Origin of the sequence: Simkania sp. (assembly GCF_965215465.1) — a bacterium.
In the GTDB taxonomy this organism is placed as follows: domain Bacteria; phylum Chlamydiota; class Chlamydiia; order Chlamydiales; family Simkaniaceae; genus Simkania.
The window spans coordinates 447,111-461,394 of the sequence record NZ_OZ244056.1; the positions used below are offsets into that span (position 1 = coordinate 447,111).

14 protein-coding genes are annotated in these 14,284 nt (G+C 43.5%); 5 read left to right on the forward strand and 9 right to left on the reverse strand.

Annotation, left to right across the window (positions count from 1 at the left end; genetic code table 11):
* Positions 1–225: 225 nt before the first annotated feature.
* On the reverse strand, positions 226–738 hold the full coding sequence (locus ACOOFG_RS02100) for a hypothetical protein (RefSeq protein ID WP_420421995.1): 513 nt from the start codon (positions 736–738) through the stop codon (positions 226–228).
* A gap of 601 nt (positions 739–1,339) precedes the next feature.
* Positions 1,340–2,164, reverse strand: a complete 825-nt coding sequence (locus ACOOFG_RS02105) for a glycoside hydrolase family 18 protein (protein WP_420421996.1) — start codon at positions 2,162–2,164, stop codon at positions 1,340–1,342.
* 225 nt (positions 2,165–2,389) lie between these two features.
* On the opposite strand from ACOOFG_RS02105, the gene ACOOFG_RS02110 reads away from it, so the two are divergent.
* Positions 2,390–3,175 carry a MerR family transcriptional regulator gene (locus tag ACOOFG_RS02110; RefSeq protein WP_420421997.1) on the forward strand — a complete coding sequence of 262 codons (786 nt, stop codon included), beginning with the start codon at positions 2,390–2,392 and terminating at the stop codon, positions 3,173–3,175.
* A 32-nt stretch (positions 3,176–3,207) separates the two neighbouring features.
* Here the strand turns inward: ACOOFG_RS02110 and ACOOFG_RS02115 are convergent, their stop codons facing one another.
* From ACOOFG_RS02115 to tsaB, 6 genes are all read right to left on the reverse strand, one after another.
* The gene (locus ACOOFG_RS02115) at positions 3,208–4,035 is read right to left on the reverse strand and encodes a hypothetical protein (protein ID WP_420421998.1); all 828 of its coding nucleotides are present in this window, start codon (positions 4,033–4,035) and stop codon (positions 3,208–3,210) included.
* A gap of 87 nt (positions 4,036–4,122) precedes the next feature.
* Positions 4,123–4,917 carry an alpha/beta fold hydrolase gene (locus ACOOFG_RS02120; protein WP_420421999.1) on the reverse strand — a complete coding sequence of 265 codons (795 nt, stop codon included), beginning with the start codon at positions 4,915–4,917 and terminating at the stop codon, positions 4,123–4,125.
* Positions 4,899–5,696, reverse strand: a complete 798-nt coding sequence (locus ACOOFG_RS02125; RefSeq protein ID WP_420422000.1) for an alpha/beta fold hydrolase — start codon at positions 5,694–5,696, stop codon at positions 4,899–4,901. Before ACOOFG_RS02125 ends, ACOOFG_RS02120 begins: the two co-directional genes overlap by 19 nt.
* Before the next feature lie 418 nt (positions 5,697–6,114).
* Complete coding sequence (gene dnaJ, locus ACOOFG_RS02130; RefSeq protein ID WP_420422001.1) at positions 6,115–7,296, reverse strand: molecular chaperone DnaJ; 1,182 nt, start codon at positions 7,294–7,296, stop codon at positions 6,115–6,117.
* Positions 7,297–7,403: 107 nt separating this feature from the next.
* Positions 7,404–7,589: a 30S ribosomal protein S21 gene (gene rpsU / locus ACOOFG_RS02135; RefSeq protein WP_420422002.1), complete on the reverse strand. Its 186-nt coding sequence runs from the start codon at positions 7,587–7,589 to the stop codon at positions 7,404–7,406.
* Positions 7,590–7,714: 125 nt separating this feature from the next.
* On the reverse strand, positions 7,715–8,302 hold the full coding sequence (gene tsaB / locus ACOOFG_RS02140; protein ID WP_420422003.1) for a tRNA (adenosine(37)-N6)-threonylcarbamoyltransferase complex dimerization subunit type 1 TsaB: 588 nt from the start codon (positions 8,300–8,302) through the stop codon (positions 7,715–7,717).
* Positions 8,303–8,504: 202 nt separating this feature from the next.
* On the opposite strand from tsaB, the gene lon reads away from it, so the two are divergent.
* Genes lon through ACOOFG_RS02160 form a run of 4 tightly spaced genes read left to right on the forward strand, consistent with a single transcriptional unit; the run spans position 8,505 to position 13,485 of the window.
* Positions 8,505–10,973, forward strand: coding sequence for an endopeptidase La (lon, locus tag ACOOFG_RS02145; RefSeq protein WP_420422697.1), 2,469 nt, complete (start codon positions 8,505–8,507; stop codon positions 10,971–10,973).
* Positions 10,970–11,446, forward strand: a complete 477-nt coding sequence (locus ACOOFG_RS02150; protein ID WP_420422004.1) for an adenylyltransferase/cytidyltransferase family protein — start codon at positions 10,970–10,972, stop codon at positions 11,444–11,446. Before lon ends, ACOOFG_RS02150 begins: the two co-directional genes overlap by 4 nt.
* Positions 11,447–11,458: 12 nt before the next feature.
* A complete protein-coding gene (locus tag ACOOFG_RS02155) occupies positions 11,459–12,583 on the forward strand; it encodes a rhomboid family intramembrane serine protease (protein ID WP_420422005.1) in 1,125 nt (374 codons plus the stop codon).
* On the forward strand, positions 12,580–13,485 hold the full coding sequence (locus tag ACOOFG_RS02160) for a ribonuclease Z (RefSeq protein WP_420422006.1): 906 nt from the start codon (positions 12,580–12,582) through the stop codon (positions 13,483–13,485). The genes ACOOFG_RS02155 and ACOOFG_RS02160 overlap by 4 nt, the downstream gene beginning before the upstream one ends.
* A 130-nt stretch (positions 13,486–13,615) precedes the next feature.
* On the opposite strand, the gene ACOOFG_RS02165 is transcribed toward ACOOFG_RS02160, so the two are convergent.
* Complete coding sequence (locus ACOOFG_RS02165; RefSeq protein ID WP_420422007.1) at positions 13,616–14,233, reverse strand: hypothetical protein; 618 nt, start codon at positions 14,231–14,233, stop codon at positions 13,616–13,618.
* Positions 14,234–14,284 lie beyond the last annotated feature (51 nt).

Here is a 14,284-nt window from a genome sequence, read left to right on the forward strand (position 1 = left end):
AGGAGGCTGGGAACGATCCACTGCCAGGGGTAAGTAATGATCATGTGCTACTTCTTCAATATGTCAAGCAAGTACCACAGCATCACAACTTATAAAAAACTGTCTTCATCAAAGAAGGTAATTTGGAGCAGTGAGCGCTCCTTGGCGGAAAGTGATTTGATTTTCCCATTTCTTGAGCCTTTTCGATGGAATATTTTAATTGCTTAGGACTTGCTTCTACCCCGCCTAAGGAATAATAAAGAATCTTACATATTTAATTTGGTGAGAGTTCCGGCTACCAGTCAGCCTTGGAAGAACATCATGTCTAAGATCCACCTGCTTATCTGTTTTAACAAAGTATGTTGAAGTAGCAATAATCTCGTCCTTAAGTATTTTTCTGTTGGTTGGCTTTTTTACTATTTTTTCTGTTATTTGAAATGTGGCTCCACCTTCTTCTGGCGATGGGAAGGCATGCATCTCAATATCAACTAGGTGATAAACATCCTCTAAAGAGTTCATTTGATTGTTCTTAATTTGAATAGCCACAACCTCTGGATCGGGGGTATTTATTTTATACAACGTGCTCTTAGCTTTTATGTCTTCCGGAAGGGTTATCTTTACTTTTATGCAGTCTTCTTGCTCATAAAATGTATAGTTGATGGGGTAAGGATTCTCTTCTGCAGTTTCAGCTCCGTAAAGAAAAGAGAAGGCAAAACAAAGAATCCATAGCGGCAGAATATTCTTTATGGAAAGATTCATATATCCTCAAAGCAAAAAAAGAAGCAATTCTATACCAAAAAAGCATAACCATCAAGATTCTGTGGAAATTATGCTTGAGATACTTTCCAAAACGCTCTTCTTTTCCTTTTGTTTGTGGATTGTAGGGCTTGACAGAGTTTGGGAGTAAAAGTGGGTGATCTAGAAGACCGTATTCACGTTCTCAAGATGGGAGAGCCCTTATCGTATGGTTTAAATGCTGATGAAAAAATGGCATAAAAAAAGGCAGCTGACCATAGAAGAGGGGCTGGGAACGATCAACTGCCAGGGGTAAGTAATGATCGTGTGCGACCTTCTTCAAACTATGAAGCAAGCACCACAGTATCACTACTTATAAAAAAACTTTCTTCATCACAAAGTGGGTAATTTGGAGCAGTGAGCGCTCCTTGGCGGAAAATGATTTGATTTTCCCTTTATTTTGAGATCGTTTTGACGGTCTCTAAGTAGGATCTTGATCCTACGGATTCCTCCCTATTTCTAATATAATATTAACAAACAGTTAATAAATTTAAAACATTTTCTTTAAATTAAAATATAAATAATTGATAATTAGGCCTCTAAAGAATTCTAGAGGCCCGTAATTTTAAGCCATTTGGCTAGAATGGAAGGTATCCCAGATCGTATCTGTGGCCACATTTTGGCCAAGACCGTCCTCATTGGTGTAATCTCGATCGAGATCCCAGGTCATAATACCTCCAAGCCCTTGATTTTTAGCGTACTCTGCAGCAGCTTCGATGTCTTCTTTCGATGTATACCTGCCCATATCGTCGGAGCCAGGCATCAAGCCAACCTTGATGATCTGAGGAGGAACACCCCAATCGAGCATGGTTTGGACATCTTGCTTGTAGTCATAGCCTGGGCCGTAGTCATAGGCCATGATGTTGATCCCATCAAGTTCATTATAAGCCCCTTTGATCACATCCGCATACGGCTGGGTTGTGGAGGCGGGTGCCTTAGCTGTATAAGAAATCAGCTTATCTGGGCCTAGCTGAGCTCTAAGGTCTTTAATCAGGTCGATTTGCAGATCTGCAGCTGGATAGTCCTCGATATCGAGATCGACTCCATCCAGATCGTATTGCTTGATAAAATCTGAAATCGCCGAGGCCATCCCTTGAGCATCCTCTGGCGTTTTGAGCATTCCAGACAGGCCATATGTGGCACCGCCCACGGCAATCTTCACTTGAATTCCCTTTTCGTGAGCTTTTTCGATAAAATATTTTAACTGCTCAGGACTTGCTTCTACCCCATTAATCTTGAAGGTGTGATCTCCAAAAGGGGAAAATGTCGCAAATGAGATGTTGATTACATTCACATGCATCGAGTCCAGCATCGCATCGATGGTATTTTGATCAAAATTTGCCCACGAATCTTTATAAGATTCAATTGAAGGATTGACAGCTTGGGTCATAATTATCTCCAAAAATTTATTAAATTATATGAATAAATACTCCCCTTTTTATTTATTATATCAACACGCTATAATTTATGAAATACCTTTAAAATTTTTAGATAGTGTCGTCACAAGAGAGCCAATCCTTAATCGACGCTCTTGTGACGACACTATCTAGTTGGTGTTGACCTTTCCGTTACGTGAAACTTTATTCTCATTGCCATTCAAACAAAGGAGACGTTTGTGAGTTATAAGGTCAAAAAGTTAGCAGAGCTTTCTGGAGTCACCGAGCGTGCTCTTCGATGGTACGATGAGATTGGTTTACTAAAACCCGCTTATTACGGCGAGAATGGTTACCGCTACTACGAACAAGAGCAGTTGCTCTTGCTGCAGCAAATCCTTTTTTATCGTGAACTCGGCATTCCTTTGGATGAAATCCGAAAAGCCACTTTTGGAAATGACTTTGATAAACTCAAAGCCCTTTCCTCTCACAGTGCAGCTCTTCGGAAACGCCTTGAGCGGACGCAAGAATTGCTCAAGACAATCGAAAAAACAGTTTTACATCTTAGAGGTCAAATCATGATAAAAGAAGATGAAATGTATCGCGGGTTTCGCGAGTGGTCCAAAGGAAAGGGGCCTGAATCGTATTATTTGGGTGTTTGTATCGATCCCGAAGAGTGCGAAAATGAAGCTGAAAAAATCGTCATGCAAAGCGTGAAGAAAAACGAGGCGCAGGATCAAGCGTTTTATGAAAAGCTTGAGCAAACCTACACTGAGATCTATCAGGCTGTAGCAAGGTGCTTAAAAGAAGATCTCACGCCTGATTCAGATGAAGTGCAAAAGGCAATTGATCAGCATTACCACTTTGCTGAGCAGTTTCATCACTGCAGTCAGGCTGTCTATCTAGCTTTAGCCAAACTCTATGTTGAAAAAGAAGAGTTTCGCAAGCAGCTCGAGCATTTTCATCTTGAGCTTCCGCAGTACATGGCAGCAGCTATGAGAGTTTTTGCAGACGAAAAACTTTCGTGAATCGATAAGAGAGGGAATGTCCCTCTCTTTAATTATTTCACGAACCAATCGATTAGAGCTCGACTTTCTTCAGATAAATCTGCAAGTGCCTGGAATTTGTCAAAATGCGTCACTGTATACGCACTACTCAAGCTCTTTGCTTTGGCTTCTTCTACTGAGTCTTCGAGAGCGGCTCCATCAAAATCAATCAGCTTGAGGCCATCTACTTCCTCTGGATTGGGAAGAATATTCCCCACATGAGTGTCTCCATAAGATATTTTTGCTTCTGCAAGGGTCTTGATACGTGAGAAAAGTTGGAAATAAAACGTTTCGGGTTTTCCTGCATAGATATCGGTCACAGTGTCCTCAAAAGATGCTCTGGGAAGCTGTTTAATGACAGTTACCTTATACGGGTCATTCGCTTGTATTTCCTTCAGCATAGCTATAACTGCAGGGGGTAGATGAGCAAAAGAATCAGGCGCTTCATCAGGTTCCGGTTCGGGCTCGGGTCCTGCATTTTTAGCTGCTACCTCTTCCATGTGCTTTCCTAAAGTTTTGCCACCATGGTCCATTTCAATGACAACAAATAGCTTCCTTTGAAACGGAATAGAAAAGGCTTGGCGGAATTGAGGAGCCACTTGAAGGCGACCTGCGATTTCTGAAATGCGAATTTCATCCCCATTTTTGAAATCCTTTGAATCAATGATTTTGTAGACTCTCTTTCCGTCTGTGCCAAGAACTTCATGAATCTGGCCAAAGTCACCTTGAGCGATTTTTTGGCCTAATGTTTTCTGAAAGTCCTCATACGGAATAATAGGAAGTTCAAAGGAATTTTGTTCTCCAGCTTGCATTGAATCGCTGGAGGCTCTAGCAGCCATCATAATTTTGTCTCTCATTTAAAAATGATGTAATTATTATAACGCAATTTAGGGATAAAAAACTAAAAAATTAAATCAATAATTAAAAATTTAATTATCTAAAAAGTTTTGAATCACTTCGAAGACCTGGTCCCGTTGTTCCACATGAGCCATGTGACCAACCTGCTCAAAGACTTTGAGCGTGCTGGTGGGAAGGTTATCAAGTAAGTATTGAGAACAATAAAGGGGAGTTGAGAGATCCTCGCTACCGGCAATGAGTAGCATCTCGGCTTGGATGTCTCCAACATGCTCGCGTAAATCGAATGACTTGAGAGCTGTGAGTTGCCCAAGGTAGCCTTCGGGCTTTTGAGGGTAGGGATTCTCAAGCATTTCTTGGCTTTTGTTCTTGGCTCTATCTCCATCATTGAGAAAGGCATTGCTGTAAAGCCAAGGAATAACACTTTCGATCACAAGATTGAGCGGGACGCCTGCTTCTAAGAGTTTCCCAACCGTTTCTGATTTCATGACAGCAGTGAGAGGCAATTTGGCAAAAGGTGAAATCAAAATCCCACGTTTTACTTTGCTTGGATGGCGCAAAGCTAGTGTTTGGATGATCGCCGTTCCCATTGAAGAGCCAATCATCGTGGCATCTTTGATACCCAAATGGTCCATGAGTGCTGCGGTGTCTTCTGCCATCATTTCAATTGTGTAAGGAGGGGGAGGGGCGTCAGACTCACCTGCGCCGCGATTATCTAAGATGAGTGTTTGGTAACTGGAGGAAAGGCGCTCTGAATAGTTACGCCACGTTTCACGATTGGTTGAAAAGCCTGAAAGGAAAACGATTGGTTCGCCTTCACCTTGGACTTCATAGTACATGTTGATGTTGTTTACTTTTGCAAAAGCCATGTTGTGATCAGGTTTAATACTTCATGTTTTCGTTCTATATGCCCCATATGCCCAACTTGGGAAAGAATTTCAAGTGTGGCGTTTTGCAAAAGCTCCTTGAGCTTTTGAGCAGTGTAAAGGGGAGTGTAAAGATCTTCTTCTCCCGCAATTAAAAGTGTAGGATGAGCAATTTCATGCAACTTGTCTGTTTGGTCAAAAGAGAAGAGTGCTTCAAGTTGTTTATCGTATCCTTCGTTTGATTGCGGGTAGGGAGTGTTTTCAAGCTCTTCAATTGTTTGTTTAACACGGACTGGATCTTTTAAAAATGAACTGGAATAGATCCACGGAAGAACTTTTTCAATGAGTAGTCGGGGACTTAGCCCGTAATCGCGTAAATGGGCGCTATTAAGCGATTGTAAGTAGGCGCTCGTAGGAAAGCGAGTAAAAGGGGAAATCATCACAGCTTTGCCTAAGCGGTCGGGGTAACGAAGGGCAATTGATTGAATGATGATTGATCCCATGGAAAAACCAATCATGTCTGCCTGTTTAAATGAGAGTGTATCGAGAAGGGCGATGACGTCGTCAGCGATGTGATCAATGGTAAAAGAAGTTGCCGGAGTTTCAGAACGTCCAGCTCCTCGCGGGTCAAATTGGAGAACTTGGAATTGATGTTGAAAACAGGCAGCAAAGCTATCCCACATTCCAAGGTGGTTTGTGAAACCATTAATGAGAACGAGGGGTGCTCCTTGCCCTTTCACCTCGTAATAAATGTTGCAGTTTTCGTTGTTAAGCGTTGGCATTTTTTTTTTAGCTAAGTTTTTCTGACTACTATAGAGAGAAAATCCCTTCTTTTCAAGTTTCGATAAAAAAATGCGTAGACAAAAAGATGAGGGCATGTTACACGAATAGGTAAGTGAAGAGAAAAAACGGTTTTCGTTTCTTCACAAACAAACTTCCCCCTTCTTTTTCCAGACTGAAATGTCTGGTCCCCGGCCGTTGTGTGAAGACATAACGGCCTTTTTATTTGGCAACTTTAAGCCCCTTTTTACCTCAAAGAAATAAACTACCGTAACAATAAATCCCTCTCTGCGATCTCCGTCTACTCTGTGGTAAAAAATAAGCAAAAGCTTCGAGTAAAAGGTGAGAGTTGTGATTCTGTTTTGCCACAGAGATCACAGAGAAGGCGTTTAAACCAGCTTTAAGGTGGATTATTTTGATTTAACAAGGCGTTGCGCTACACTGCGTAATGTTTCTAAAAAAAACCTTCAGCTTGTCTAAAAACGATTTTCGTTTAGGCGAGTTGTCGGGGTTTTCTGTGCTTTGAAACTCTTCAAGCAGTTTTTTTTGCTTGCTTGTGAGGTTGATAGGTGTTTCTACCTGAATATGGATAAGAAGGTCTCCTTTTCCGCGTCCATGGACATTGGAAAGGCCTTCATTTTTTACGCGCAAAACTTTTCCGCTCTGTGTTCCTTCTGGAATGGTCAAGCGCACAGGCTTTTTGGAAAGAATGCGAGGGATTTCTTTTTTGCATCCTAGGGTCGCTTCAGTAATGGTGACAGGAAGCGAGAGGAGAAGGTCATCTCCATCACGTGTGAAAAGATCGTGGGGTTTTACGCGGATGTAAACGTAGAGGTCTCCAGGAGGGCCGCCAGCTTCACCAGCGTCGCCATGACCTGTCATTTTGAGGCGCATGCCGTCGTCGATCCCCGCTGGGATGGGCACTTTAATTCGATCTTTCTTTTTCACTTTTCCAATGCCTTGGCAATCGCTGCAAGGAACGGAAATCATTTTTCCCGAGCCATGGCAGTGAGGGCAGGTACTAGACATGCTAAAAAAGCCACGTGTTTGATGCATGTAACCGCTTCCATGGCAGCTAGAGCAAGTCTTAATATCTTGCGGGGTGCGTGCACCTGAGCCATTACACTGGCCACATTGGACGTGCTTTGTGACGGCAATCTCTTTTTCGATGCCACTTGCAGCTTCTTCAAAAGAGACGGTAAGCTGAGCTTTTTTGCTGACGCCTTGGCGTGCCATTTCAGGGCCACCGCCAAATTCTTGACCAAAAAACGAATCAAAGACCGAGTCTCCGCCGCCGCCTCCACCAAAAGCGCCCATAAACGTGCGCAAAGCTTCTTCCATCGAAGCAAAACCAGCGCTGCCTCCACCCATACCAGCAGCGCCGCTTAAGGCGTCTGATCCATACTGATCATACATCCGCCGCTTGTTGTCATCACTGAGAACTTCATAGGCTTCAGAAACTTCTTTGAATTTCTTTTCTGCAGAGGAGTCTCCAGGATTTTTGTCTGGGTGGTATTTCACCGCGAGTTTGCGGTAAGCTTTTTTGATTTCGTCAGCAGTGGCTTCACGAGGGACGCCAAGAACTTGGTAATAATCCGTCATATTTTAGTGTTGTTGACCTGTTATATTCATGGTTATCGTAGCAAATGGAGTAGTTTCGATCAAATTTTTTAGCAGTTAAGGATTTTAACTGCTAAAAAATTGAGTTTTTAACGGCCTTTTTTCAGGCGGTATTTGAGAGCCGCCTTAGATTTGGCACGTTTTTTTACAGAAGGTTTGTCGTAGAAACGGTGAGCTTTCGCTGCTTTCATGATTCCTTCTTTATCAAGTTTTTTCTTGAGTACTCGAAGGGCTTTATCAATCGACTCACCTGTACGAACCTTAACGTTTGGCATATAAGATCACATCCTAAAAGTTTTTTGCCATTTACAAATCTTGTACGTTCAAAGATTTGACGTCATCCTATTTTAAAGGATAGAAGGCATATTATTCAATCTATTATTCATATACTCAAGAAAATTCAACAATTTGAGTTTTCTTGAGTATACACAAGGTAAGAAACCTTGACCTCATCATGGGAAGAGGTCTTACCATTAGCGAAGACTTGCTTTAAGTGATTTAGAAGAAAAGGGAAGTTGAGGTTGGCCTTTTTGGTCTCAATGTTTAGCAAATCTGGATGAGGGGAGTAGAGTGGGACACCAGCTGGGGTTTCAATCGAGTCCTTCTTTTGCAATTGGACATTTTCTCCATCATATAGATAGTACCCATGAGATTTTGCATCGACGAGAAGAACAAAAGGAGTCTCTTCGGCTGGTGTATAAGCTAAAAAGCTACAAAAGGGGATGAGGGGGAGTTTGTTGGCAAAGCTTAAGGTCTTTGCTGTGAGTACTCCAATCCGCGTTCCAGTAAAGGACCCAGGGCCATTGCCGACGGCTATGAAATCTAAGTCGCTTAGCTTGAGCTGGGCATTTTCAAGTAAACGGTCGATGGCAGGTAAAAGATGATCACGTTGCTCGCGCATGGGAAGAGAACTTTGCGTCAGCTCGTTTCCGTTAAAAAGGAGGACGAAATTTTTATCGCCACTTGTTTCAATCACTAGAAATTTCATATTGAACAAGATAGCATAAGAGGGAATAAATCTCAGTTGTAATTATTTTCTGACCATCATAATAAAAAGTTAGATAGAGGTTTGCCTATTATAGATCATGTTGCTACACTAATAGGCTTTTGACGGTAACCTCTTAAAACATTTAAACTGAAGGGGTCTTCCTTTGGCTACACATGATGATGACTTTCCAGAAGACGATTTTTTGTTAGACGATCAGCCGACTGATCCATCAATTAATTTATCTGATTCGCTCCTCGACTCAGATTTAGAAAAACTCGTTGGAGATAAAAAGAAAGCAGAAGCTGCACCAGAGCTTCCTGAAGAGCTCTTTATTCTCCCATTGACCCGCCGCCCTTTTTTCCCGGGGATGGCTGCGCCACTTGTCATTGAACCAGGGCCTTTTTATGAGGTGCTGAAGATTGTTGCTAAATCGTCACATAAAATGCTTGGGTTGTTTCTGACCAAAGAGGAAGACGCTAATATTTACGACCTCTCCTATGAGGACCTCAACCAAGTTGGGGTCATGGCAAACATTTTGCGGATTGTTCCCTTAGAGCAAGGGGGAGCGCAAGTTGTTCTGAACATGGAGCAGAGGATCAAACTCGACAAGCCGGTTGGGAAATCGAAGTATTTGCGAGCAAAAGTTTCTTATCATCAAGATGAAATCACTCAGCAGCAATCGAAGATCATTAAAGCTTACTCAATTAGCATCATCACCACAATCAAAGAGCTGTTGAAACTCAACCCTCTTTTTAAAGAGGAATTGCAAATCTTTTTAGGGCATTCGGACTTCACCGAGCCTGGAAAACTTGCCGATTTTGCCGTGGCTCTGACAACTGCTGGACGGCAAGAGCTGCAAGAGATTTTGGAAGCCTTTGATGTCCAAAGCCGTATCGATAAGACGCTTGTCCTCCTGAAAAAAGAACTCGATCTCAGTAAACTCCAAAGCAGTATCAATCAGAAGATCGAAGCGACCATTTCGAAGACGCAGCGAGAGTTTTTCCTGCGTGAGCAACTGAAGACGATCAAGAAAGAGCTTGGGTTAGAAAAAGATGATAAGACTTCTGACACCGAAAAGTTTAAAGAGCGCCTTAAAGATAAAGTTGTTCCTGAAGATGTTCAAAAGATTATCGATGAAGAGCTAGAAAAGCTCAATGTTCTCGAGGTCCAATCGGCAGAGTACTCTGTTTCAAGGAACTACCTCGACTGGCTCACTGTTGTGCCATGGGGAGCGTTTAGTGATGAGAATCACGATCTCGATAAAGCTGAAACAGTTTTAGATGAAGACCATTATGGCTTGAAAGACATCAAAGAGCGCATCTTAGAGTTCATTGGTGTGGGAAAGCTGACAAAGGGACTAAAAGGAAGCATCATCTGTTTCGTGGGTCCTCCTGGAGTGGGGAAAACGAGTATCGGAAAAAGTATTGCTCGCGCTTTAAACCGTAAATTTTTCCGGTTTTCAGTGGGGGGAATGCGAGATGAGGCAGAGATCAAAGGGCACCGTCGTACCTATGTTGGGGCGATGCCTGGAAAAATGATCCAAGCTCTCAAGTTTGCTCAAACGATGAACCCTGTCATCATGATTGACGAAGTCGATAAGATGGGGAGTAGTTATCAAGGGGATCCTGCTTCAGCGCTTCTTGAGGTTCTTGATCCTGAGCAGAACAAAGACTTTCTCGATCACTACCTTGACGTCCACTGTGACTTGTCGAACGTCCTCTTCATCGTGACAGCCAACGTTCTCGATACCATTCCTGGCCCCTTGCGTGACCGTATGGATATCTTGCGCCTGTCAGGCTACATCAAAGAAGAAAAGGTTCAAATCGCGAAGAAGTACCTCATTCCGAAAAACCGTAAGTCACACGGACTCAAAGCAAGTCAAATCAAATTCAATGCGGCTGCCATTCAACAAATTATCGAAGGATATGCCCGGGAATCTGGGGTGCGGAATCTCGAGAATAATTTGAAAAAGATCATCCGAAAAGTTGCCGTTGAAATTGTGAAGGGTGAGCAGAAAAAAGGCCGGAAAAAAGTTAAAAGCGTCTCGATTACTGAAAAAAATCTCGAAAAGTATCTTGGAAAACCGATTTTTACTTCGGATCGCTTCTTCGAAAAGACTCCGATTGGAGTCTGCACAGGCTTAGCATGGACAGCCATGGGCGGTGCTACTCTGTACATTGAAGCTGTTGAAAATCCCGCCGATAAAGCTCAAATGAAGTTGACAGGGCAAGCCGGTGACGTGATGAAAGAGTCGGCTCAAATTGCCTGGAGCTATGCTGCCAGCGAAGCCAAGCGTTATTCTCCTAAAACATCTTTCTTTGAAGGAAAAGAGGTGCATGTCCACATTCCTGAGGGAGCGACCCCAAAAGACGGGCCTTCAGCAGGGATCACGATGGTGACAGCGCTCTTGTCACTTCTGATGAAAACTCCTGTGGCTAAGGACTTAGGAATGACTGGAGAGCTGACCCTAACAGGGAAGGTTCTGCCTATTGGAGGGCTAAAAGAAAAGCTCATTGCCGCCAAGCGCTCCAAGCTCAAAACCCTGATCTTCCCTAAGGAAAACCGGCGTGATTACGATGAATTGCCCACATACCTGAAAAAAGGGTTGAAAGTCCACTTTGTCGACACGTATGATGAGGTATATCGTCTAGCGTTCCCTAGGAGAAAATGATGAATTCAAAGCAGGTCCCCCCCGAAAAGCTCACTGAAACAGTCGCAGCCATTCGGAAAAGCGGTCGCACCATCGCGACTCTCAATGGGTCGTTTGACTTGCTGCACGCCGGACATTTGAAAATCATTCATGAGGCCAAAAAGCAAGCTGATTGCCTGATCATGGCCCTTAATACTGATCGTTCCATTCAGGATTACAAAAGTCCTGATCGCCCGTTGATTGCTCTAGAGCACCGTCTTGAAATGGTCGCGGCACTTGAGGCTGTCGATTATGTCACTTGGTTTGATGAAACCGATCCTTGCAAACTCCTCAGTGTGATCCAGCCTGATGTTCACATCAACGGGTCTGAGTATGGAAAAGACTGCATCGAAGCCGATACTGTTCGTAAATATGGTGGCAAAATCCATATTGTCTCTCTTGTTCCAGGTCTTTCAACCTCGCAGATCATCAAAAAAATTCAATCCCTTTCCTAAAGGAGGTGTTTCATGCGTCTTTTAGGTCGGATTAAAGGTGAAAAAGAGGCGTTCACTTTTCATGCCTTTTTACAAAAAGAAGGGATAGGAAGTTCATTTGAACCCGCTGAAGCAGAAGACACCTTCAATATCTGGATCGAACATGAAGATGAAGTTGATCAGGCGCGGCATTGGCTCGATGAGTTCAAAAAAGATCCGGAAGATCCTCGTTTTGATGTAGAAGTGCACCCCATCGATCGCGAAGGCATCGCAAAAGATCCCGAGATCAAACCAGCGCCTATGGCCGTTCGTCGTTTTCAGCGGCCTCGCCCCGCTCGCGCTCCCATGACACGACTGATTATTCTCCTCTGTGTTCTTCTTTACTTTTGGAACGGATATCAACTCGCAGGCCTCGCCAAAGAAAAATCAGGAGCTCGCTTTTTTAACCTCACTCCTCTTTTCATCAATCTCTGTTACGATGTCCCAGCAACATTTCCCATGCTCGTGAAATATTTTGCAGAGCATCCGCTCGAAAATCCTAAGGGCCTTGAGAACTTAGAAAAAACCGATCCTGAATACAAAAAGATTGAAGACACTCCAACATGGGCAGGATTTTACAACATCATTTTAGAGTGGCCTAAAGCAAGCAAAGACCTCGGTGCTCCCATGTTCATCAAATTGCGTCAAGGTGAGGTATGGCGTCTCGTCACTCCCTGTCTCTTGCACGGCGGGTTTTTACACATCTTATTCAACATGCTGTGGCTTTGGCTCCTTGGGCGACAAATTGAAGAGCGGATAAAACTTTGGCAGTATCTCTTGATCACCCTCATCATTGGCATCATTTCGAATACAGCTCAATATCTCATGAGTGGACCACTTTTCATTGGTTATTCCGGAATCATCACCGGTCTGGCTGGATTCATTTGGATGAGGCAGCGTCTGGCTCCCTGGGAAGGCTATCCTCTCAATCGAGGAACTTTAATCTTCCTGATGGTCTTCATTTTTGGTATGCTTGCTTTGCAAGTGATTTCATTTATCTTAATGCGAACAGGAGCCGTCGAGTTTCCCATGAATATTGCCAATACAGCCCACATTACTGGAGCGATTGTCGGAGCGCTGCTTGGTCGCATTCCCTTTCTTGCTCGAGGTAAACTATGAGCGTTCGCGACCTCACCATTTTAGGTTGTTCTTCACAGCAGCCTACCCGTTTGCGCAACCATGGCGCTTATCTTCTCCGCTGGAATCAACAAGGGTTTTTATTCGATCCAGGTGAAGGGACCCAACGGCAGTTCATCTTTGCCGATATCTCCCCCACTTGCGTCAATCGAATCTTTGTGAGCCACTTTCATGGAGATCACTGCTTAGGGTTAGGCTCGATGCTCATGCGCTTAAACCTCGATAAAGTTGAGCACCCGATTCATTGTTACTATCCCGCAAGTGGAAAAGTCTACTTTGACCGTCTTCGTTATGGCACCATCTACCACGATCATATCCGCGTCATCGAACACCCGATCAAGGAAGATGGAATCGTGCATGAAGATGAAGATTTTACCATTGAAGCCGCCTTCTTGGATCATGGAGTCGATAACGTCGGCTACCGCATTAAAGAAGCGGATTCAATCAAGTTTGAAAAAGAGAAGCTGAAACAGCTGGGGATCCGTGGCCCCATTGTGAAAGAGCTTGAAGCAAAAGGGGAAGTGACAATTGATGGAAAGACCGTTCGGCTCGAAGATGTCAGTTGGGTGAGGCAAGGGGATGTCTTTACAACTGTCATTGATACCAAACCCTGCGCAAATGCTGTGAAGCTGGCCCAAGGAGCCAAACTCTTTCTCTGTGAAAGTACGTACTTAGAAGAACACCGAGATTTAGCGTTTAGCCACGAGCACATGACAGCTAAGCAAGCAGCAGAAATTGCCAAAGAAGCAGGAGCCAAGCAACTCATTTTGACCCATTTTTCAGCGCGCTACCGCGACTTAGCTCCTTTTGTCGAAGAAGCGAAAACAATTTTCCCAAACGTCGATGTCGCCGACGACTTCAAACGCTTCCTATTCCCTAAATAACGTTCTATCGTTTTTGAGCAAGGTTATGTTCAAAATTAATAGGGGCAAGCCCAAGATTCTGTCTGCCCTTATTTTGACAATCGTAGTCATCTTGAAGACTTGAAAATTGCTTACCAAAGCTTGGGTTGGCTTAAGCGCTGTCCGGATCTATAACACCAACACTGTATGCTCTTGACATTCCAATCGGAAGTGGAACATTTGTCGAGTCGTCATGAGTTATTGGCGTCTCGGGTTCTTTGCCTTTCAAAGGAGAGGGGTCAGGAGATTGGATTGGTATTTCGCTTATTAGAAGGGAAAGTCTTTCATTCAACCCTGCAATGACAGGGGCGATTGATTTCAAGAACTCAAGAGATTTGGGATTCCATTGAGGCTTATTTTGCTTAAGTAAATGCTCTACGAACTGATAGATTACCTTGTCATGGACTTCGAGATTATCAAATTGCTGGACCGAAGAAAACCTCTCGTGCGTCTGAGCTGGGGCTGGTGAGGTTGAGCCAAAAATGATCAGAGAGGATAATCTATTACTGAGCCCAACAATGTCTTGAGCGATTGATCCATAGAACTCAAGAGAATTGGAATTCCATTTAGGCTTATTTTGCTCAAGTAAATGTAGGACGAGCTGATAGATCACCTCTTCACGAGTTGTAACATCAGCAGCGAATCCATCAAATTTTCTGTCTAAACGAGACATCTCGCGCGTTTGAGTTGAGGCAGGTAAACTAGAGCCGCCAATACTTGAAGAAGACATGTTTTTCCCTCCACGTCTTGTAGTTTTTTTGACTCCAAGATAAAGAAAATA